The 20,382-nt window shown below is 66.6% G+C and carries 20 protein-coding genes and 1 pseudogene; 15 read left to right on the plus strand and 6 right to left on the minus strand.

What is annotated here, in order from left to right:
- Positions 1-47: 47 nt before the first annotated feature.
- Complete coding sequence (locus ACZY0X_RS18825; RefSeq protein ID WP_463772558.1) at positions 48-1,019, plus strand: pirin family protein; 972 nt, start codon at positions 48-50, stop codon at positions 1,017-1,019.
- Between the two features lie 7 nt (positions 1,020-1,026).
- Here the strand turns inward: ACZY0X_RS18825 and ACZY0X_RS18830 are convergent, their stop codons facing one another.
- A complete protein-coding gene (locus tag ACZY0X_RS18830) occupies positions 1,027-3,225 on the minus strand; it encodes an FUSC family protein (RefSeq protein ID WP_463772559.1) in 2,199 nt (732 codons plus the stop codon).
- A 46-nt stretch (positions 3,226-3,271) separates the two neighbouring features.
- Entirely contained in the window at positions 3,272-3,838 is a 567-nt protein-coding gene (locus ACZY0X_RS18835) for a TetR/AcrR family transcriptional regulator (protein ID WP_463772561.1), read from the minus strand.
- 200 nt (positions 3,839-4,038) lie between these two features.
- Between ACZY0X_RS18835 and ACZY0X_RS18840 the strand changes: the two genes are divergently transcribed.
- The 7 genes from ACZY0X_RS18840 to ACZY0X_RS18870 all read left to right on the plus strand — a co-directional run bounded on the left by ACZY0X_RS18840 (position 4,039) and on the right by ACZY0X_RS18870 (position 10,368).
- Positions 4,039-4,674: a TetR/AcrR family transcriptional regulator gene (locus tag ACZY0X_RS18840; protein WP_463772563.1), complete on the plus strand. Its 636-nt coding sequence runs from the start codon at positions 4,039-4,041 to the stop codon at positions 4,672-4,674.
- Between the two features lie 167 nt (positions 4,675-4,841).
- Positions 4,842-5,774: a class I SAM-dependent methyltransferase gene (locus ACZY0X_RS18845; RefSeq protein WP_463772564.1), complete on the plus strand. Its 933-nt coding sequence runs from the start codon at positions 4,842-4,844 to the stop codon at positions 5,772-5,774.
- 93 nt (positions 5,775-5,867) lie between these two features.
- Entirely contained in the window at positions 5,868-7,286 is a 1,419-nt protein-coding gene (locus ACZY0X_RS18850) for an aldehyde dehydrogenase family protein (RefSeq protein ID WP_463772566.1), read from the plus strand.
- 37 nt (positions 7,287-7,323) lie between these two features.
- Positions 7,324-8,190, plus strand: coding sequence for an SDR family oxidoreductase (locus tag ACZY0X_RS18855; protein ID WP_463772568.1), 867 nt, complete (start codon positions 7,324-7,326; stop codon positions 8,188-8,190).
- A 4-nt stretch (positions 8,191-8,194) separates the two neighbouring features.
- Positions 8,195-9,160 carry an NADPH:quinone oxidoreductase family protein gene (locus tag ACZY0X_RS18860; RefSeq protein WP_463772570.1) on the plus strand — a complete coding sequence of 322 codons (966 nt, stop codon included), beginning with the start codon at positions 8,195-8,197 and terminating at the stop codon, positions 9,158-9,160.
- The gene (locus ACZY0X_RS18865) at positions 9,157-9,876 is read left to right on the plus strand and encodes a haloacid dehalogenase type II (RefSeq protein WP_463772572.1); all 720 of its coding nucleotides are present in this window, start codon (positions 9,157-9,159) and stop codon (positions 9,874-9,876) included. Before ACZY0X_RS18860 ends, ACZY0X_RS18865 begins: the two co-directional genes overlap by 4 nt.
- 9 nt (positions 9,877-9,885) lie before the next feature.
- Positions 9,886-10,368 carry a DUF456 domain-containing protein gene (locus tag ACZY0X_RS18870; protein WP_463772573.1) on the plus strand — a complete coding sequence of 161 codons (483 nt, stop codon included), beginning with the start codon at positions 9,886-9,888 and terminating at the stop codon, positions 10,366-10,368.
- Here the strand turns inward: ACZY0X_RS18870 and ACZY0X_RS18875 are convergent.
- Positions 10,365-10,718 (minus strand): annotated as a pseudogene (locus tag ACZY0X_RS18875) (hypothetical protein). The gene ACZY0X_RS18870 and the pseudogene ACZY0X_RS18875 overlap by 4 nt on opposite strands.
- 214 nt (positions 10,719-10,932) lie before the next feature.
- On the opposite strand from ACZY0X_RS18875, the gene ACZY0X_RS18880 reads away from it, so the two are divergent.
- Positions 10,933-12,573, plus strand: coding sequence for a pyruvate, phosphate dikinase (locus ACZY0X_RS18880; protein WP_463773344.1), 1,641 nt, complete (start codon positions 10,933-10,935; stop codon positions 12,571-12,573).
- 1 nt (position 12,574) lies between these two features.
- On the plus strand, positions 12,575-13,189 hold the full coding sequence (locus ACZY0X_RS18885; protein WP_463772575.1) for a hypothetical protein: 615 nt from the start codon (positions 12,575-12,577) through the stop codon (positions 13,187-13,189).
- Between the two features lie 39 nt (positions 13,190-13,228).
- On the opposite strand, the gene ACZY0X_RS18890 is transcribed toward ACZY0X_RS18885, so the two are convergent.
- Positions 13,229-13,882, minus strand: a complete 654-nt coding sequence (locus ACZY0X_RS18890) for a TetR/AcrR family transcriptional regulator (RefSeq protein ID WP_463772577.1) — start codon at positions 13,880-13,882, stop codon at positions 13,229-13,231.
- 3 nt (positions 13,883-13,885) lie between these two features.
- On the opposite strand from ACZY0X_RS18890, the gene ACZY0X_RS18895 reads away from it, so the two are divergent.
- Complete coding sequence (locus ACZY0X_RS18895) at positions 13,886-14,665, plus strand: SDR family oxidoreductase (protein WP_463772578.1); 780 nt, start codon at positions 13,886-13,888, stop codon at positions 14,663-14,665.
- Positions 14,662-15,732 (plus strand): NAD(P)H-dependent amine dehydrogenase family protein, encoded by a 1,071-nt coding sequence (locus ACZY0X_RS18900; RefSeq protein WP_463772580.1) that lies wholly within the window; start codon positions 14,662-14,664, stop codon positions 15,730-15,732. Before ACZY0X_RS18895 ends, ACZY0X_RS18900 begins: the two co-directional genes overlap by 4 nt.
- A 39-nt stretch (positions 15,733-15,771) precedes the next feature.
- On the opposite strand, the gene ACZY0X_RS18905 is transcribed toward ACZY0X_RS18900, so the two are convergent.
- Both ACZY0X_RS18905 and ACZY0X_RS18910 read right to left on the minus strand, forming a co-directional pair.
- On the minus strand, positions 15,772-17,256 hold the full coding sequence (locus ACZY0X_RS18905) for a serine hydrolase domain-containing protein (RefSeq protein ID WP_463772581.1): 1,485 nt from the start codon (positions 17,254-17,256) through the stop codon (positions 15,772-15,774).
- Positions 17,257-17,296: 40 nt separating this feature from the next.
- Entirely contained in the window at positions 17,297-17,869 is a 573-nt protein-coding gene (locus tag ACZY0X_RS18910) for a TetR/AcrR family transcriptional regulator (protein WP_463772583.1), read from the minus strand.
- A gap of 130 nt (positions 17,870-17,999) precedes the next feature.
- Here ACZY0X_RS18910 and ACZY0X_RS18915 point away from each other — a divergent pair, with 130 nt between their 5' ends.
- Genes ACZY0X_RS18915 through ACZY0X_RS18925 form a run of 3 tightly spaced genes read left to right on the plus strand, consistent with a single transcriptional unit; the run spans position 18,000 to position 20,374 of the window.
- Positions 18,000-19,298, plus strand: coding sequence for a cytochrome P450 (locus tag ACZY0X_RS18915; protein WP_463772584.1), 1,299 nt, complete (start codon positions 18,000-18,002; stop codon positions 19,296-19,298).
- On the plus strand, positions 19,295-19,483 hold the full coding sequence (locus ACZY0X_RS18920) for a ferredoxin (RefSeq protein ID WP_463772586.1): 189 nt from the start codon (positions 19,295-19,297) through the stop codon (positions 19,481-19,483). The genes ACZY0X_RS18915 and ACZY0X_RS18920 overlap by 4 nt, the downstream gene beginning before the upstream one ends.
- 36 nt (positions 19,484-19,519) lie before the next feature.
- Positions 19,520-20,374: an SDR family NAD(P)-dependent oxidoreductase gene (locus tag ACZY0X_RS18925; protein ID WP_463772587.1), complete on the plus strand. Its 855-nt coding sequence runs from the start codon at positions 19,520-19,522 to the stop codon at positions 20,372-20,374.
- Positions 20,375-20,382 lie beyond the last annotated feature (8 nt).

Raw genomic sequence — 20,382 nt, forward strand, 5'->3', positions numbered from 1 at the left:
GACCGCGGTCCGGTTATATCCGGTAGTTCCGAATCAAGGAGGTACCGATGCCCGCCATCACCGCCGACACGCTCACCTTGCCCCGCGTTGGGGCCCCCGCGCCGTCGGACACCGAACGCCCCGTGCGCTCGATCACCACCGGCCCCCGCGGCTACGAGGGCGAGGGCTTCCCCGTCGTCCGCGCCTTCGCCGGCGTCAGCTCCGCCGCGCTGGACCCGTTCGTCCACATGGACCAGATGGGTGAGATCGAGTACCAGCCCGGCGAGCCCCGCGGCACCGACTGGCACCCGCACCGCGGGTTCGAGACCGTCACCTACATGATCGACGGACGCTTCGCCCACCAGGATTCACACGGTGGCGGCGGCCTGATCACCGACGGCGCCACACAGTGGATGACGGCGGGCTCGGGTGTCCTGCACATCGAGACCCCGCCTGCCGAACTGGTCGAGAGCGGCGGCACGTTCCACGGTGTTCAGCTGTGGGTCAACCTGCCCAAGGCCGACAAGTTCGCGATACCCAAGTACCAGGCCATCGAGGGCGGTGAGGTCAAGCTGTTGTCGTCCGAGGACGGTGGTGCGCTGGTCCGCGTCATCGCCGGCGAGGTCGGCGGACACCAGGGTCCCGGCGCCACGCACACTCCGATCACGTTGGCGCACGCCACGATCGAGCCGGGCGCGCTGCTGAACCTGCCGTGGAACCGGGAGTTCAACGCGCTGGTCTACGTGCTGTCCGGGCAGGGCACCGTCGGCCCCGTCGCGCGACCCATCCAGCAGGGTCAGCTCGCGGTGTTCGGTCCCGGTGACCGCATCAGCATCGCGGCCGCCGCGAGCCAGGACTCGAACCGTCCCGCGCTCGAGGTGCTGATCCTCGGTGGCAAGCCGATTCGTGAGCCGGTCGTCCACTACGGGCCGTTCGTCATGAACTCCAAGAGCGAGATCATCGACGCGATGGAGGACTTCAACGCGGGCCGGTTCGGCGCCATCCCGCCGAACGCGCTGCACCCCCACCGCGTTTCCTAGTCCGCGTCTAGTGACTTCGGCGCGCTTTCGTTCGCTCAGCGACAGAAAGCGCGCCGAAATCGCGTCGGGTGGGGTCGGGTTCGGGGTCGGGGTAGAGCAGCTCGAGTTCGCCGAGAATCGCCGCGACCGTGACCAGCGGTAGCGCCGCCGACACCGACAGCGCGTCATCGGTCGCCTCGGCGCGCAGCGCCAGCACGAAGTCGTCACTGATCGGCGCGTACTCCCGCACGGGTGTCCCGGCGAGGCGCTCACACACGGCGCCGGTGTGGGCCTCGAGGATGTCGCGGACCTTCGGGTAGACCGTCAGCGGCGGCGGCACCACGTCGGCGATCAGCTCCGCGGCGTTGCGCAGCCTGATCGCCCGGTTGGCCGACCGGATCACCGGTGCGCGCCGGTCGGTGGAACCGCCGCTCTCCGAGAGATACTGGCGCACTGCGTCATCGAGCGTCCGTGACGCCGACATCGCGGCCGAGCCGAGCGCGAAGACGCGGTCGTTGGCGGCCTCCGAGGCGCCCCGGGTGACGCGGTGCACGGCCGCGGCCAGGTAGGTGCCGCCGACGGCGCGGGCCGCCTCCACCGCTCGCGCGACGGCCGCCGTCGCACCGCGCGGCCACAGCAGTACCGACACCACCACCCCGACGAGTGCGCCGACCGCGACGTCCTCGACCCGGATCAGGCCGACGCTCCACCCCGTCGGGACGATGAGGTTGAAGATGATCAGCACCATCATCGTGAACATCGCCTGGCCGGCGATGAACGACGCCACCTCCGGCACATAGGCCGAGCCGAACGCCACTATCGGCAGCATCACCCACATCACCGCCGGCTCGACGCCCATCAGCTCGATGAACACCACCCCCAGTAGGAAGCCGAGCCCGGTACCGACCACCGCGCGGACGACCCGCGTGCCCGTCGTCAACGCGCTGCTGCGCAGCACCGACATGGCGCCGAGCACCACCCAGAAGCCGTGCTCGACGGGGAACAGGTGCGTGATGGCGACAGCGATCGCCAGTCCGAGTCCGGTGCGGACGCTGTTGCGCACCACCACCGCGCGGGTGGCGACGAAGCCGGTGGTCAGATACGCCAGCGCCTCGGACTCCCCCATCACCCGGTCGCTCGCCCCGGAGTGGGGGAGCCGACGGCCCAGCACGCGCGCCCACACCGGCCTGGCGTCGGCCGCCGCGGCGACGCCGATGGTCCGTCCCGTCGCGCCGACGGCCGCCGATATCGTGCGCCGTGTCAGCAACTTTCGGCCCACCGCGATGGCGGTGGCGTTGTTGTCCTCGCCGAGGATCTCGACGATGTCGTCCCGGTAGCGGCTCTGCGCGACGGCCTTCTGCTCGGCAAGGGCCGCCGCGAGGTCGGCGCGGTAGACGTCGCGACCCGCCGATGGCGACGTCGTGAGCACCAGCGCCGAGTCGCGCAGCACCCGCACCACCGGGGCGCGCATCTGCGCCAACAACTCGCCGCTGGTGTCGGTGACACGGTCAGACAGCCACTGCAGGTCGTCGACGACGCGGACCAGCGCGCGACTGCCCGCGGTCAAGCCGACGGGGCGGAAGTCCGCGCCGAGGAAGTTGGCGCGCAGCGCACCCATCGCCGACGACAGCTGTTCGGCTGTGGCGCCACCGTCGAGGCGGTCTGCCAGCGTGCGGCACACCTCGGCGGCGTGCCTGCGCAGGTCGTCGTGATGGCGCGGCGGGAACAGGAACAACGCGGCGGGCACCCCGACCGCCAACGCGATGGCCCAGCCGAGCAGCCGGTCCGGGATGGGCCCGGGCGGCGTGCACACCGGCAGCACGAACGTCATCAGCGTCGAGCGCTGGCCGGCGGCCACGATCTCGGACAGCACGCCGGAGAACGTCACCGCCACTCCGAGCACGAACATCAGCGTCACCGCGAGCCACGGGATCGGCGCCACCAGAGAGCCGATCGTGATGAGCACGGCACCGTTGAAGCCGAGGCCACCGTAGGCCACTGCGCGCGCAGGCCGGTTACCCGGGAAGTCGACGATGACGAGAAGTGCGACAGATCCGAAGATGGCGAACATCGGTGTCTGCGAGCCGCTTCCGATGAGGAACGCGAGGGCGGCCACAACGGGCACGACGATCGCGGCGCGGACTGCCCGACGCAGCGCGTCGCGTTCGGGATCTCGCTCGGCGAGCCGCCGCTGAACCCGTTGTCGCACACCTGCCGGGTTCAGCATGCCCCGGATGGTAGACCCGTGGCGGCCGCCACGGAGACCACGGAAGTCAGTTCACGTCGGTGACGGTGCTGAAGGCGCCGGTGTCCAGCATGTTGAGTAACTGCTCGGCGATCCACTTGAGGTCGCCGGGAACCCTCGGCAGTGTGGACTGCTCGCAGCCGATCAAGAGATACAGGGCAGCTGTCGCGAACACCCGTGCATGGTGGTCGTTGTGCAGGATCTCGACGGCGGCATCGGCCAGGGCGTCGAAGCGCTGCTGGTCCACCTCGGCCTGCAGCTTGGACACCGCCGGATCGATGGAACTCCAGACCCGGATCGCCGCCTCAGCGCCGTGAGACAGCGCGAGCGCCTCCTGAACCAGCACGTCGATGCGGCGCCTCGGATCAGGCTCGGTATCGATGACCGCGGTGACGCCCGTCGTGCGGTTCTGCGCCCAGTGCGCGATCAGTTCCTGGCCGTAGGCCGACCAACTACTGAAGTAGTGATAGAAGGACCCGGTCGTGACGCCGAGGCGGTTGCACACCTCGGCGAGCTTCAAGCCGCCGTAACCCCGATCGGACAGCACGTCCAGGCCCGTCTCCAGGTAAGACTCTCGTGACATGGTTCCCCCCATGCGAGCACCATAGTTCGCGTGGGGAGGTAGTCGTCCACGCGCGGTCCCGTCGGCGATCTCGTTTCATGATCGGCAAATGGTCTTCCGTAGCTGCGAAACGCCGCGATATTCGTTGTCCACAGTTTGCTGGCGGGAAAGACGAAATAGTTCGGCAATGATTTGGGGTCGGACGCCGACGCAGCGTGTGGCACAATTTGACTGTGCCGTATACCGCAACACGGGGTCCAGGGCGTCCACCCGCAGCGAAGGCGGCTGAGACGAGAGAGCGCATCGTGCGAGCCGCTCGGGAGGTTTTCAGCGAACTCGGCTACGATGCCGCGACCTTCCAGGCAATCGCGATCCGCGCCGATTTGACCCGACCAGCGATCAATCATTACTTCGCCAGCAAGCGCGTCTTGTATCGCGAAGTAGTGGAGAAGACAAACGAAATGGTCGTTGCCGCGGGCATGGCTAAGGCAGAGGTCGAGTCGTCACTGCTGAAGCGGTTGACGGCGTTCTTCTCGGCTGCGATGCAAGCGGATTCGCGCGACCGGTCGTCTGCTGCGTTCCTGGTGACGTCGGTATTGGAGTCGCAGCGCCACCCCGAGCTGAGCCGCGATGAGCACAACTCGCTCAAGGCCTCCCGGGCGTTCGTCAGCTGGGCGGTCACTGACGCCATCACACGGGGTGAACTCACCACGGATACCGACGTGTCCACTCTGGTCGAGATGCTGGTCGCGGTGATGTGGGGGATGGGCTTCTACGCCGGGTATGTCGGCAGTCATGACGAGTTGGGCGTGATCGTGGAGAAGTTGGAGCTCCTCCTGGCGAACAAGCTCTGGACTTTGTCGGAGTAACTCGGCTCCACCGGTGACGGCCGCTGGCGACGCGTCTTGGCAACCAGGCGCCGGGCGCCAACGCGGTAGCTACTAGCTAACCTAAGCTTTTCGGTAGCATTGTGAACGATTGTTCCTTCGCCTCCGCGGCGGCGCGCGACGCCGCTTTGACACCAGGGATTGACACCATGAGCTCACTGCGCAGTCACGACGACACCTGGGACATCGCCACGAGCGTCGGCTCGACCGCGGTCATGGTCGCGGCCGCCCGCGCCGGTGAGACCGAGCGCGACGCCCCGCTGATCCGCGACCCGTACGCCAAGATGCTGGTGGCCGGCGCCGGAACCGGACTGTGGGAGTACATGCTCGACGACTCTTTTGTGGCCAAGGTCGCCGAGGCCGATGTCGAGGTCGCCACGATCTTCGAGCACATGGGCAACTACCAGGCGGTTCGGACACACTTCTTCGACGACTACTTCACCAAGGCCGCCGAGGCCGGTATCCGCCAGGTCGTGATCCTCGCCTCGGGTCTGGACTCGAGGGCGTACCGCCTGGACTGGCCCGCGGGCACCGTCGTCTACGAGATCGACCAGCCCAAGGTGCTCGCCTACAAGGCGCAGACGCTGAACGACAACGGGGTCAAGCCCGTGGCGGACCTGCGCGAGGTGCCCATCGACCTGCGTTTCGACTGGCCGGCTGCGCTGCGCGAGGCCGGTTTCGACGCGTCCGCGCCGACGGCCTGGCTGGCCGAGGGGCTTCTGATGTACCTGCCCGCAGACGCCCAGGACGGGCTCTTCGATCGGATCACCGAGTTGAGCGCGCCGGGCAGCCGGGTCGCCGCCGAGACGGTCGGCGTGCACTCCGAGGAGCGTCGCGCCCGGATGCGGGAGCGCTTCCAGGGCATCGCGACGAAGTTCGCGATGGCCGATGCGCTCGACGTGCAGGAACTGATGTACAACGACCCCGACCGGGCCAACGTCGCCACGTGGCTGGGTGAGCACGGCTGGACCGCGGCCGGCGTCGCCTCTGACAGCGAGATGCGCCGCCATGGCCGCTGGGTGCTGACCGATCAGACCGACGAGGACTCCTACTCCGAGTTCGTGGTGGGTAGCCGCCTGTAGGTGTACAGCCTCTAGCCCAGCCCGGCGACGCCCTGTTGCCCAACCGGGTGGTTGGTTAGGATCGGGTTCTCGTCAGGTCCGGAAGGGACGCTCATGACCACAGAATCCACCGACGTCACCGCGTCAACCAGCACGGCAGCGACGACATCCGATATCCCCGGCGTCGTCGCCCGGGTCCGCAAGACGTTCGCCACCGGTCGCACACGCGACATCGAATGGCGCAAGCAGCAGTTGCGAGCCCTCGAGCGGCTCGTCACGGAGAACGAGCCCGCCATCGCCGAGGCGCTCGCCCAAGACCTGGGCCGCAAGCCGTTCGAGGCGTGGCTCGCCGACATCGCCAGCACTGCCGGTGAGGCGGCCGACGCCGCCAAGAATGTCGGCAAGTGGGCCAAGCGCAAGCACCGGCTGCTGGAGAAGGCGCAGCTGCCGGGTCGCGCCTGGATCGAGTACGAGCCGTTCGGCACCGTGCTCGTCATCGGCGCGTGGAACTTCCCGTTCGCGCTGACACTGGGACCCGCGATTGGTGCGATCGCCGCCGGAAATGCCGTGGTGCTCAAGCCCTCTGAGGTGTCGCCGGCGTCGTCGGCGCTGATGGCCGAGCTGGTGCCGAAGTACATGGACCGCGATGCGATCGCCGTGGTCGAGGGCGACGGCGCAGTCAGCCAGGAACTCATCGCACAGGGCTTTGACAAGTTGTGCTTCACCGGTGGCACCGAGATCGGCAGGAAGGTCTACGAGAGTGCGGCCGCGCACCTGACCCCCGTCACCCTCGAGCTGGGCGGCAAGAGCCCGGTGATCGTGGCGGCCGATGCCGATATCGACGTCGCAGCCAAGCGCATCGCGTGGACCAAGCTGATCAACTCCGGGCAGATCTGCATCGCGCCCGACTACGTCCTGGCCGACGCCTCGATCCGCGACCAGCTCGTCGACAAGATCCGCGACGCGGTTGACACGTTCGAGGCCGGCGACCCGTCCGGTAAGCGCATCGTGAACCAGCGGCACTTCGACCGGCTGGTCGCCTCATTGGCCGCCACCAAGGGAAAGGTGGCGGTGGGCGGTGGATCCGACGCCGCTGCGATGAAGATCCAGCCCACGGTGGTCGTTGACCCGGATCTGGACGAGCCGTTGATGCGCGACGAGATCTTCGGACCGATTCTGCCGATCGTCACGGTCAAATCTCTGGACGAGGCAATCGATTTCGTGAACTCGCGACCCAAACCGCTGGCCGCGTACCTGTTCACCAAGGCCAAGAGCGTGCGGGAGCGGGTCATCAAGGAGGTGTCGGCCGGCGGCATGCTGGTCAACCACCTGCTGTTCCAGTTCTCCACCACCAAACTGCCGTTCGGCGGCGTCGGCCCGTCCGGCATGGGCGCCTACCATGGCAGGTTCGGCTTCGAGGAGTTCAGCCACCGCAAGTCGGTGCTGACCAAGCCAACCCGACCCGACTTAACCGCCATGATCTACCCGCCGTATACAGATAAGGCGTGGAAGCTGGCCCGCAAGCTGTTCTAGTTCGGCCGACTCGCCCAACATTCGAGAGAGGAACTTCATGCCCGGAGTGCAGGATCGCGTCATCGTCGTCACCGGAGCCGGGGGAGGGTTGGGCCGCGAGTACGCCCTGACCCTGGCCCGCGAAGGGGCCTGTGTTGTCGTCAACGATCTCGGCGGCAGCCGCGACGGCAGCGGCGCCGGACACAACATGGCCGACCAGGTCGTCACCGAGATCAAGGAGGCCGGCGGCCGCGCCGTGGCCAACTATGACAGCGTCGCCGAAGCAGAGGGCGCCGAGAACATCATCAAGACCGCGATCGACGAGTTCGGTGCGGTCCACGGTGTGGTCAGCAATGCCGGCATTCTGCGCGATGGCACGTTCCACAAGATGACGTTCGAGAACTGGGATGCCGTTCTCAAGGTGCACCTGTACGGCGGTTACAACGTGCTGCGCGCCGCATGGCCGCACTTCCGTGAGCAGAGCTTCGGTCGCATCGTCGTGGCGACCTCGACCAGCGGCCTGTTCGGCAACTTCGGTCAGGCCAACTACGGCGCCGCGAAGCTGGGGCTCGTCGGGCTGATCAACACGCTGGCCCAGGAGGGCGCCAAGTACAACATCAAGGCCAACGCCGTCGCCCCGATCGCCGCGACCCGCATGACCGAGGACATCCTCCCCAAGGAGGTCTTCGAGAAGCTGACGCCCGAGTACGTGGCGCCAGTGGTGGCCTACCTGTGCACCGAGGAGGTGCCTGACACCGATGCCGTCTTCATCGTCGGTGGCGGCAAGGTGCAGCGCACCGCGCTGTTCCAGAACGCGGGCGTCACGTTCTCCGACGGCGTGCCGTCCATCGATGATGTCGCGGCCAAGTGGGGCGAGATCACCGACCTGTCCGCAGCGCAGCAGGCCGCCTTCAAGCTCGGCTGATTGAGTGAAAGCCCTTGTTGCGCAAGAGCTGTCGGGGCCATCGGGCCTGATCTACACCGACGTCGACGGCATCGCGGGTGACTCCGCGGTGATCGTCGACGTCGGTGCGGCCGGCGTCTGCTTCCCCGATCTGCTGCTGATCAAGGGTGAGTACCAGCTGAAGCTGAACCCCCCGTTCGTGCCGGGCACCGAGATCGCGGGAGTGGTGCGGTCTGCACCCGCGGGCTCGGGTGTGACACCGGGCCAGCGGGTCTCGGCGCTGTCGATGCTCGGCGGCTGGGCCGAGACGGTGGCGGTGTCCCCGGACGCCGTCATCCCCACGCCTGACGGTATCGACGACGCGTCGGCCACGGCGCTGCTCGGCAACTACTACACGATGTACTTCGCACTGGAGCGTCGGGCCGCGCTGCGAGCCGGCGAGACCGTGCTGGTTCTCGGGTCGGCGGGCGGCGTTGGAACCGCGGCCATTCAGATCGCGAAGGCTATGGGCGCCAAGGTGATTGCGATGGTGCACCGAACCGGCGCCAACGAATTCGTCGAGTCACTGGGCGCAGACGTCGTGCTGCCGCTGACCGACGGGTGGGCGCAGGCTGTTCGCGATCACACCGACGGTCGAGGTGTCGACGTGGTGGTCGATCCGGTCGGCGGCGATGCGTTCGACGATGCGATCCGGGTGCTGGCGACCGAGGGACGGCTGCTGGTCATCGGGTTCGCTTCTGGCGGCGGGATTCCCACCGTCAAGGTGAACCGACTGCTGCTACGGAACGTCTCGGTCGTTGGTGTGGGGCTCGGCGAGTTCGTGAATCGCACGCCCGGCGCGCGAGCGGAGATCGGCGAGGGTGTGAATCGGCTGGTCGCTGCGGGACTGCGGCCGCCGCCACCCGTGCGCTTCCCGTTGTCGGAGGGACGTGCGGCATTGGAGAGCCTGGCCGCGGGAGAGATCCGCGGGAAGTTGGTCCTCGAACCGTGACGAGGCGGCCGCGGGCGTTGGCGTTCGACGTCTTCGGCACCGTGGTGGACTGGCGAAGCAGTGTCATCCGAGAACTGACCAGTTTTGGCGAAAGCCATGGCCTGGAACAAGACTGGGCCCAGTTCGCCGATGACTGGCGCGCCGGTTACCCGGCAGCGATGGACCGCGTGCGCACCGGCGATCTTCCGTGGTTGAAGATCGACGCACTGCACAGGCTGATCCTGGATGACCTGCTTGAACGCGCCGGGATCGACTCGATTCCCGAACCAGAGGTCGACGAACTCAACCGTGTGTGGCACCGGCTCGATCCCTGGCCGGACTCGGTCGAAGGACTGACGCTCCTCAAGCGATCGGCGACCATCACGACGCTATCGAACGGGAACGTATCGCTGCTGACGAACATGGCTAAGCGCGCAGGCCTGCCGTGGGACTGCGTGATCTCCGCCGAGCTGTTCCACCACTACAAGCCAGACCCAGAGGCGTATCTCGGCTGTGCCGATCTGCTCGACGTCGCGCCGAGTGAACTCGCCCTGGTCGCCGCTCACCCCAGCGACCTGCGGGCTGCCCGCGACGCAGGTCTGATGACGGCTTACGTCGCACGGCCGCTTGAACGTGGGCCCGGGCGCAGGCCACCGAAGGTGCAGGACGGCGAGTTCGACTTGGTCGCCGACGACTTCGTTGACTTGGCCCGACAGGTCGATGCGCTGAGCCCCTAAGCTCTGGTGATGGACGCCCTCGGACTGACCCTCGTCGCGGTTGCCATCGCGATCGGCATCGTGGGCGTCGTCATCCCGTTCCTGCCCGGCACACTGCTGGTGTTCGCGGCGATCGCGGTCTGGGCGTTCGTGGAGCAGACGACCGGGGCGTGGGTGACGTTGGCGGTGGTGGCCGTGATCCTCGGCGCCACGCTGCTAGCGAAGTACCTGTGGCCGGCGCGGCGGATGAGGAACGCCGACGTGAGCACGTGGAGCCTGGTCGCAGGAGGCGTTCTCGGCATCATCGGGTTCTTCGTGGTGCCCGTGCTGGGCCTGGTGCTGGGGTTCGTCCTGGGCATCTATCTGGCGGAGTTGGCCAAGCGGCGCGATCAACGCAGGGCGTGGGCCTCGACGGTGCACGCCATCAAGGGTGTTGCGCTCTCGGTGGGTGTCGAGCTGACCGGTGCGCTGCTGGCGACGGTGGTGTGGGTGGTCGGGGTTCTGCAGGCTTAGATGCCCGCGAACCCGTCAGAACCGACACCGGACTTGCCCGCCTCTGAGCGACAACGGGCCTCGTTTGCCCTCTCCCGCAGCGAAAGCACCCGCTGATGAATGCGGTACTCGGTCGAGCGGGGCATCGACGCCGGCCCGTAGAGCCCACGTCCGCGCCGGTAGACGCGCCCGATCTGAATCTCCCACCGCTGCGCGTCCGACACCGCCTTCGACGGTCGGCCGCTGAACTCGAAGCCCTGTCACGTGAGTCCATCGACCAGCTCCTTGACCGTGCAGCGGCCGTGTTGGAACAGAAACAGGGTCAGTGCGTAGCGCAGTTCGATGCCGCGCAGTCGTACCGAGTCAGTCATGGACCCAACGTGGCACGCCCGACCGACAGCACGCGTTTTGTCGCTCAGAGGCGGGCAAGTGTGTTGGTGGTTGCGGAGCTGTGCCGGTGGGATGGGGCTCGGTGTTCCAGCACACTCTTCTACTGTCGGGAGGTAGACCACTTGGCATGTTGGTGACATCACGTTGGCATGAGGAGTCGTAGTGAGTTCTCCGTCGTCCTCCCTGGGGGGTTCGATCGCCGTCGACCGGCTCGAGGAGGGGCAGCTTGTCGTCCGCCTCGACGGCAGTCGCATCCCCTCCCGCATGTTGGTGGGCGGGAAGGCGCACGGGCTGTCCAAGATTCGCGCCGCGGGACTCCCGACGCCGCCGGCGTTCACGGTGACCGTCGACGCGTGCAAGCAGTACTTCGAGGCATCCGATGACCTACTGGCCCGGCTGTGGCCGCAGATTCGTGACGGCATCTCCTGGTTGGAGGCCGAGTCCAATCACACGTTCGGCCGCGGACCCGCTCCACTTCTGGTGGCGGTCCGCAGCGGTGCCCCGGCAAGCATGCCCGGGATGATGGACACGGTCCTGAACCTCGGCATCAATGGCGAGGTCGAACGGATCCTCGCCGACAGGTGCGGCGCCCGTTTCGCCGAGGACACCCATCGGCGATTCCAAGAACTGTTCCGGCAGGTCGTCAAACCGGTCGACGGGCAGGTTCCCGCCGATCCGTTCGTACAGCTGCGCTCCGCGGTCACCGCGGTGTTCGAGTCCTGGAACTCACCGCGCGCGGTGTCCTACCGACGTCAGCACGGGCTCGAGGGCACGATGGCCGGCACTTCGGTCACCGTTCAAGCCATGGTGTTCGGCAACCTAGACGACGATTCCGGCACGGGTGTGCTCTTCAGCCGTAACCCCCTGACCGGTGAGAACGTGCCATACGGCGAGTGGTTGCCCCGCGGTCAAGGCGAGGACGTGGTGAGCGGCAAGTTCGATCCGCTGCCCCTGTCCGCGCTCGCCGAGAGGCATCCCTCGATTCACCGCCAACTTCTCGAGGCGGCGACCTGGCTGGAGAGGGACGGCGCCGATGTTCAGGACATCGAGTTCACCGTCGAGGCCGGCAAGCTCTACCTGTTGCAGACCCGAGCGGCGAAGCGGTCGGCCCAGGCGGCGGTCGCCATCGCGGTGGCCCTGCAGCAGGAGGGGCTGATCGAGGTGGATGAGGCGCTGGCCCGCGTCACGCCCGCCCAGCTCGACACCCTGCTCACGCCGGTCATCGAACCGTCGGCGCTCGCCGGTGCCACGGTGGTGGCCTCCGGCCTGCCGGCCTGCCCAGGCGTCGGAGCGGGCCGTGTGGTCACCGATAGCGAGTCGGCCGAGGACGCCTTCGACGATGGCGAGGATGTCGTGCTGGTCCGCGAGACCACCAGCCCCGACGACGTGGGCGGAATGGTCGCAGCCCGCGCGGTGATCACCGAGCAGGGCGGAGCCACATCGCACGCGGCTGTCGTGAGTCGTGAACTGCACACCCCGTGTGTGGTGGGCTGCGGCAAGGGCGCGTTGCGCGGCCTCGCGGACACTGATGTCACCGTCGACGGCGCGACCGGCAAGGTGTACGCAGGGCTCCTGGCGCTCACCCAGCCGTCGGAGGACGAGGACCCGGACATGGCAGCGCTCCTGGAGTGGGCGCGAGAGCGAAGTCCGATCCAGGTGTTCAGGTCCGGCACTCCAGAGTCCGCTGGCCTGCCGGCGGTTGACCACCACGATCGGTCAGCGTTAACGGCGGCGCTGGCATCTGGAGTCAGTGCGCTGGCGGCGGAGCATCCCCTGCCGGTACTGCTGCTGCTTCTGGAGCGGACAGGAAACGTCGATCAGTTGAGCGGAGAATGAGATGAGCGACGAACTGACGATCCTGCGCCTCGTCGCAATGAAGGGGCGGGTCTCTCCCGACACCATCGCCATCAGCCTGGATGTAGACGCCGCCGACGTCGGTAGGCAACTGGACGAGTACGTGACCCGTGAACTGGTCGCGGCGACGCCCAGGGGTTTCCGGATCACACCGGATGGGCGCGCGTTGTGCACGAAACTCGTTGCAGCGGAACATCGCATCGCCGATCCGGCGGCCGTGGAGCAGATCTACGACACATTCACCGAGCACAACCTCGAACTGCGGGAAGTCATCACCGACTGGCAGATGCGCGGCCCGGACCAGCCCAACGACCACACCGACGGCGAGTACGACGGTGCCGTGCTCGATCGCCTGCAGGCCCTACATCAGCGGGCACTTCCGCTACTCGACCAGATCGCCGATGTGGCACCGCGACTGGGGCACTACAGAACACGACTCGTTAGGGCCGCGGACCGGGTGGCGGCCGGCGAGCACGGCTTCGTCTCGAAGCCCATCGTCGACAGCTACCACACGGTGTGGTTCGAGCTCCACGAGGACCTCATTGGCCTTGCCGGCCTGACGCGAGCGGATGAAGCAGAGGCGGGGCGCGGCGCGTGAGCTTCGTGCTGCGCACGTCGACATGAAACCACGGATCAGCTAGGGCGCGTCGACGCCGAGCGCGCGCGGCCACCAACGATGCAGAAACGCCCTGTCCTGCTCCCGGGTGCGCGCTTCCATGGGCTCTCGAATCAGCAGTGAGATCAGCATGCGGCTGTAGAGCTCCGCGGCGTCGTCCATCGTCGCGTGCAGTGTCGGTGACAGTTCGGCGACGGGTTCCAATGCCTGACGGGCAAACCAGAGTTCATCGCGGCTCAGCGGCCCGCGTATCACGTCTTCGATCGCGAAGTGCGTGTCCATCGCAGGCTCGTGGCGCAGGTCGTAGATGGCGTAGATCAACGCCTCGACCGCGCGCTCGCTCGCGCTCGCATAGTCGCGACAATGATCCTGCATGCGGCTCACCACTCGGCGTATGGCCTGTTGCGAGGCCAGCTCGACCAGTTCGTCGCGGTTTGCGAAATAGGCGTACAGCGTGGGTCGTGAAACTCCGGCTGTCCGTGCGATCAGCACAGTGCTTGCCCGTTGTGCACCAACGGTTTCCACACACCGCACCGCGGCGGCGAGGATGCGCTCGCGAGAATCCTCGGCCGTCGCAGGCGTCGATCCTGACCACGGCACTCGCTTGGCTGCGTTCCCACTCATTTGAACCGACTTTACTGCTTGAACTCTAGCTGTCAACCATGTCAGACTCATGCCGTGATTCTCGAGAACAAGACGATCGTGGTGACGGGGGTCGGCAACGGCCTCGGCCGGGAATGCGCGACCAGCGCGCTCAAGCAGGGCGCGCGGGTGGTTCTTGCCGCGCGTAGCCACGACAAGCTGAAGTCGATCGCTGCCGAGCTCGACCCGGACGGCCAGCGTGTCGCCGTGGTGCCCACCGACATCACCGACCCGGACTCGTGTGAAGAACTCGCGGCCGCCGCGGTAAGCCGATTCGGGGAGGTCCACGGGCTGGTGCAGGTCGCCGCGTTCGAGAACGCCTGGGGCGGACTGCACGACATGAAACCCGATGACTGGCGCAAGGCCCACGACACCAACGTGCTCGGCGCATACAACGTGGTGCGCGCGTTGCACCCGCACCTGAAGGCGGCGGGCGGCGGCTCGGTGGTGTTCATCGGCTCGCAGTCGATGTTCAAGCCATCGCTGTCTCAGGCCGGCTACGCGTCGACGAAGGGTGCGCTGCTGACCGCGACGTATTACCTGGCCGACGAACTCGGCGTCGACAACATTCGCGTCAACATGGTTGTGCCGTCCTGGATGTGGGGCCCGCCGGTCCAGATGTACGTCGACTTCAAGGCGCAGTCGGACGGCGTATCCCCCGAGGAGGTGCTCGACGGCATCGCCGGAGGATTCCCGTTGCGGCGGATGGCAGAAGACGGAGAGGTCGCGGACACGGTGGCGTTCTTCCTCTCCGACCTTTCCAAGGCAGTCACCGGACAACACCTACAGGTCAACGCAGGGGAGCTATCACGATGAGCAAGCGAATTGTTGTATGGGGCACCGGCGTCGTCGGCAAGATGGTGATCGCCGAGATCATGCCGCACCCCAGTTTCGAGCTGGTGGGCGTCGGGGTCAGCAATCCCGACAAGGTCGGGCTCGACGCGGGCGAGATCTGCGGGATCGAACCCACCGGGATCACGGCCACCGATGACCTCGCGGCCCTTATCGCATTGCGGCCGGACGCAGTGGTGCACTACGGACCGACGGCTGGCCACGCGGACGAGAACATCCGGGTGATCGGCGGCTTCCTGCGTGCGGGTATCGATGTCTGTTCGACGGCGATGACGCCGTGGGTGTGGCCCGCGATGAGCCAGAACCCCGCCGCATGGACGGAACCGATCGAGGCCGCCTGCGAAGCGGGCGGGGCGTCGTGCTTCACCACCGGCATCGACCCAGGATTCGCCAACGATCTGTTTCCGATGACGCTGATGGGACTGTGCGGCGAGGTGAAATCGGTGCGCGCCAGCGAGCTTCTCGACTACACCGACTACGCGGGTGACTACGAGGAGGAGATGGGAATCGGGCGGCCGCCGGAGTTCAAGGCGATGCTGGAGATTCCCGATATCCTAGTGATGGCCTGGGGTGCAACGGTTCCGATGATCGCCAGCGCGGTGGGAATCGAGCTCGACGAGATCACCACCACGTGGGAGAAATGGGTCACCGACGTCCCCAGGAATAGCGCCAAGGGTGTGATCGAACCGGGGAACGTCGCGGCGATCAGGTTCACCATCAACGGTGTCTACCGTGGGGAGAACAGGATTCAGCTCGAGCACGTCAACCGCATCGGACTCGACGCCGCACCGCACTGGCCCGCAGGCAACGACAACGACGTGTACCGGGTCGAGATCGAGGGCTCGCCGTCAATCACCCAGGAGACGGCGTTCCGATTCACTGACGGCAGCGGCCGCGACGCCGCCGCCGCCGGCTGCCTGGCCACCGGCCTGCGCGCGTTGAACGCGGTGCCCGCGGTCAACGCGCTCAAGCCAGGGTGGGTCACCGCGCTGGATCTGCCGTTGATTCCCGGCGAGGGAACCATCCGCTAAGCCCTGGACGGCGTCGACACGATCGACGTCTGAAGGGCGCTAACTCCCGTACAGACCCAACGCTCGGGCTGCTGCGGTGGCCACGTCACCGCTGAGCTTCACGATCGGTGGACCGCCGCGCTGATGGATCACGTTCGCGAGGACCACGACGTAGGTGTCTGACCCGGGGTCCATCCACAGCGTTGTTCCGGTGAAGCCGGTGTGGCCGAAGCTGCCGATGGGAAAGACCAGCCCGCGCGGTCTGGAGTGGGCGGTGTCGATGTCCCAGCCGAATCCGCGGAGGTCTTGTCCGGTTATGGCCGGATAGTTCGGCTCGATGGCTTCCCTGGCGGCGTTGTTGGCTGCGACGAGTTGTTCCTCGGTGTGTCCGGGCTGTTGTGGAGTCGTCATCAATTCCACGGTCGACTGCCTCAGCGGAAACGTGCTCGGGCGGTCGGCGAGGCGATCGAGTAGGGCTTGCGCGAACAGGCCGACATCGTTGACTGTCGAGAACACCCCGGCACTACCGGTCGCCCCACCCATGCGGCGTGCCGTCGGGTCGTGCACGGTACCGCGAAGCGGGTTGCCGTAATCGGGGTTGATGCCCGGAGTGTCCTCGTCCAGCGCCGTCGGTGCGACGCGCGTCAGGAGAGCGGTGCTCCATGTGCCGTCCGGGCACTCGCCCATCCACGGCAGGTTCGCACCGAGCGCGAGCGCATTTCCCCGGATCTGGTGCGGGCCACATGCTTTGGACACGGGAAGGTAGTGAGTGTCTGACATGCCAAGGGGCGCAAAGACGTTGTCCTGCACGTATTCGTCCAACGGCTCGTCGGTGAACTTCTCGATGATCGCGCCAACCAGGATGAAGTTGATGTCGGAGTAGTGGAAGAGCTCTCCGGGAGGGAACACCACCCATGCGCCGAGGGCACGGTGAATGCCCTCGGCCTTGTCGGCCTGGACCAGTCCCCACGGACCGTCCAGGCTCAGGTCGCCGGCTATGCCGGAAGTGTGGGTGAGCAGCATGCGTAGCGTCACCGCGGCGCGCCGGGGGTCGTTGGTGGGGTTGAACTCCGGCAGGTAGGTCTGCACCCGTTCGTCGAAGTCGACCTTGCCCTGCTCGTATAGAGCCATGACGGCCGTCGTCGTTGCGAGGGCCTTCGTCATTGAGGCCAGGTCGAAGATCGTGTCCTCGGTCATCGGCTCGGCTGGAGCGGGCGCCCCGTCCAGCCCCGGTTCGCCGGCGAGCTTGCGCGAGCCGAAAGCCTGGCGAAAGACGATCTTGCCCGCGTGCCCGATCTGGACGACCGCGCCGGGCAGCCGATGTGCCGCGATCGCGTCGTTGACGAGCTGGGCGACAGGTGCGAAATCAGCCGCAGGAGCGACGGCGGCGGCGGTGGTTGCAGGCGCGGTCCTCGCCGGCGTGCCGGTGGCCGAAGTGCCGGTGGTCGGCGGTGCTGGATGACCGCACGAGATGACCGCGGCGAGTGTGAACAAGACGGTTCCCACGGCGCAGAGCCGGGTCAGACGCGATCGTGACTCCGTCACCGGGTCGACGGTAGCCCGACCCGGTGTTGACGGCACGGGATCAGTCGCGACTGGCACGCAATCCGAGCGTGCGCCGGCCGGCCGCGATCAGTTGGTCGCGAAGTGCTGCATCGTCCACGTCGCCGTAGTCGGCGCCCGCAGCTGAGGCGATTCCCGACATGACGAGCGCGGCCTTCACCTGGCCGCCTAGGCCGGGTTCGACACCGGCGAGCAGGGCCATCTGACGTTTGACGACCGCCGCCCACTCGGCTCGCGTTCGCAACAGCGCGACGACGCCGGGGTCGCCGGTGAGCAGTGGGAGCAGCTCACGATTCGTTGCGGCGAGCGCGGCGTAGCCGGTGAGCATGTGGTCGGCGCGTGCGCGGGCACCGCGGTGGCCCTCGGCAGCGTCGACGAGCGCGCTCACCTCGGAGACGACCGGTTCCATCACGGCGCTCAGGAGCTCGTCGCGGGTGCGGAAGTGGTGGTAGATCGCGGACTTGGTCAGGCCGAGCTCGTCGGAGATCATCTGCAGCGACGTGCCGGCGACACTGTGCTGTTTGAACAACTCGATCGCTACGTCGATGAGGCGCTGCCTGGTTGGTCCGCCGTCCTCCGTCGAGTGGCTGCTCACACGGGTGCCTCTCTGTGGGATGGCTGACATCGCTCACTCTAGCTGACCGAACGTACAGATCTGGCCTGTACGGTTGGTCAGGAAACAACTGTACGATTGGTCAGTAGACACCCACAGCCCGAGGACGCATATGACGACCGTTGCAGATCTCGACTTCTTCCACGACGACGCCCTGATCGCGGACCCGTATCCGGTGCTGAAACGCATGCGCGACGCAAGCCCGGTTCTGCGCGAACCGGTACACGGAGTCATGGTCGTCACCGGCTACGACGAGGTGCTGGCCGTGGTCGGGGACCCTGAGACGTTCTCGTCGTGCAACTCCACGACCGGGCCCATGCCCGGTTTCCCCGTCCCCCTGGAAGGTCTGGACGGCGCCGAGGTCAGCGCGCTGATCGACGCGCATCGCGACGAGCTGCCCTTCAGCGACCAACTCCCGTCGTTCGACCCTCCCAAACACACCGCTCATCGGTCGCTGCTCTCGCGCCTCATCACGCCGAAGCGGCTCAAGGAGAACGAGGAGTTCATGTGGCGCCTCGCCGATCGGGTGCTCGACCCGTTCCTGGCCGGAGGCGGCGGGGAGTTCATCGGGCGAGTGGGCAGCCCGTTCGCCCTGCTCGTCGTGGCCGACCTGTTGGGCGTTCCCGAAGAAGACCATGCGGAACTCGCCGCGAAGCTCACGGGCGACGTGGCACTGGGCAGTACCGACGGTGACACGAGCATGGAGCATGCGCCGCTGGAGTACCTCTACCGGCGCTTCACCGACTACATCGACGATCGCCGCAGGGCACCCCGCGGCGACGTCATGACGGAGATGGCGCTCGCCAGGTTCCCGGATGGGTCCACTCCTGAGGTCATCGACGTCGTCCGCGTCGCCGCCAATCTGTTCTCGGCCGGCCAGGAGACCACGGTCCGGCTGTTGTCCACCGCACTCCAACTGCTGGCCGAGGACACCGAACTGCAGGACCGGCTGCGCAACGCCCCTGAGGGCATCGGGAACTTCATCGAGGAGACCCTGCGGTTCGAGAGTCCCATCAAGGGCGACTTCAGGCTGGCCCGAGCCGCCACAACGATCGGCGGTGTCGACATCCCCGCAGGGACGACCCTCATGGTCCACTACGGCGCTGCCAGTCGTGACCCCCGGCACTTCGAGAACCCCGACACATTCGATCCCGATCGGCCAAACGCACGTCGGCACATCGGGTTTGGCCGCGGAGTGCACAGCTGCATCGGCGCTCCGCTCGCTCGGGCCGAGGGCCGCGTGATCATTGCGCGACTTCTCGAGCGCACCGCTGAGATCAGGATCGACGACGCGGTACACGGCCCAGTCGGTGACCGGCACTACGACTACGTGCCCACCTACATCCTGCGCGGACTCACCGATATCCACGTCACGGTCGACCAGGTGCAACCTCAGGCCACGTCGAAATGAGGGTTTTCGTCGACGACGACTCATGCCGCGGCCACGGTGTCTGTGCCGCGTTGTGTCCGTCGGTGTTCACCATCACCGACGGTGGCTACGCCGAGGCCACTGCATCCGAGATACCCGCGAATCTCGAAGCATCGGTGCACGAGGCGATCGACGGTTGTCCAGAGCGCGCCGTCCACTACGCGTGACCACAACACATCTCACACTCATTGAAGGGAATTCCCGTGTCGATTGACTTTCAGCACAAGGAACGTAGGGCGTTCGACCTGTCCGGCAAGGTCGTTGTCGTGGTGGGCGCAGGGCAGCAGCCCGGACCCGGTATGGGCAACGGGCGGGCCATCTCCATGCTGGCCGCGCGCCACGGCGCGGAGGTGGTGGCCGTCGACCGAAACATCGCAGCCGCAAGGGAAACGGTCGAACTGATCACCGCGGAGGGCGGCCGGGCCTATGCCGTTGAGGCGGATGTCGCCAAGAAGGAGGACTGCGAGCGCATCTTCGACGCCACGATGACGACAAGCGGTCGTATAGACGGCATGGTCTACAGCGTGGCGACGAACCCGCCGTTCGACCTCGAGTCGAACACGATGACCGTCGAGAACTTCAACTACGGCATCAACGTCAACATGCTCGGCTGCTACTACTGCAATCTCTTTGCCGCGCAGTACATGGAGAAGAACAGCGGTGACACCACCGGCAGCATCGTCAACATCTCGTCGATCGCGAGCATCAAGAACGAGCTCGGCCTGAACATCGGCATCCTGCCCTACTCGCTGGGAAAGTGCGGGCTGAACCAGATCACCGAGCTGACCGCCGTGCAGTACGCCGGAGCCGGGATCCGCGTCAACACCTTGATGTTGGGTCCCATCGACTCTGTGCTGGGCAATCACGACTCCCAATCTCTGTTCGGCTTCGACCCCGATCAGGTCGAGGACGCGTACAACAAGGTCGTCAAGCTCAAGATGGGCCGCGCCACTGTGTGGGAATCCGCCTATGCCGCTGTCTATCTACTCGCCGACGAGTCGCGGTTCATGACCGGACAGCAGATACGCCTCGATGGCGGTGCCACTCTGGTGCGGTGAGCGACTGG

It is taken from the genome of Mycobacterium sp. IDUB_39 (assembly GCF_055419205.1).

Bases quoted from the DNA above. Each gene is read 5' to 3' on its own strand.
- ACZY0X_RS18825 (WP_463772558.1), top strand. From the start codon at position 48: ATGCCCGCCATCACCGCCGACACGCTCACCTTGCCCCGCGTTGGGGCC.
- ACZY0X_RS18830 (WP_463772559.1), bottom strand. From the start codon at position 3,225: ATGCTGAACCCGGCAGGTGTGCGACAACGGGTTCAGCGGCGGCTCGCC.
- ACZY0X_RS18835 (WP_463772561.1), bottom strand. From the start codon at position 3,838: ATGGGGGGAACCATGTCACGAGAGTCTTACCTGGAGACGGGCCTGGAC.
- ACZY0X_RS18845 (WP_463772564.1), top strand. From the start codon at position 4,842: ATGAGCTCACTGCGCAGTCACGACGACACCTGGGACATCGCCACGAGC.
- ACZY0X_RS18850 (WP_463772566.1), top strand. From the start codon at position 5,868: ATGACCACAGAATCCACCGACGTCACCGCGTCAACCAGCACGGCAGCG.
- ACZY0X_RS18855 (WP_463772568.1), top strand. From the start codon at position 7,324: ATGCCCGGAGTGCAGGATCGCGTCATCGTCGTCACCGGAGCCGGGGGA.
- ACZY0X_RS18870 (WP_463772573.1), top strand. From the start codon at position 9,886: ATGGACGCCCTCGGACTGACCCTCGTCGCGGTTGCCATCGCGATCGGC.
- ACZY0X_RS18885 (WP_463772575.1), top strand. From the start codon at position 12,575: ATGAGCGACGAACTGACGATCCTGCGCCTCGTCGCAATGAAGGGGCGG.
- ACZY0X_RS18890 (WP_463772577.1), bottom strand. From the start codon at position 13,882: ATGAGTCTGACATGGTTGACAGCTAGAGTTCAAGCAGTAAAGTCGGTT.
- ACZY0X_RS18900 (WP_463772580.1), top strand. From the start codon at position 14,662: ATGAGCAAGCGAATTGTTGTATGGGGCACCGGCGTCGTCGGCAAGATG.
- ACZY0X_RS18915 (WP_463772584.1), top strand. From the start codon at position 18,000: ATGACGACCGTTGCAGATCTCGACTTCTTCCACGACGACGCCCTGATC.
- ACZY0X_RS18920 (WP_463772586.1), top strand. From the start codon at position 19,295: ATGAGGGTTTTCGTCGACGACGACTCATGCCGCGGCCACGGTGTCTGT.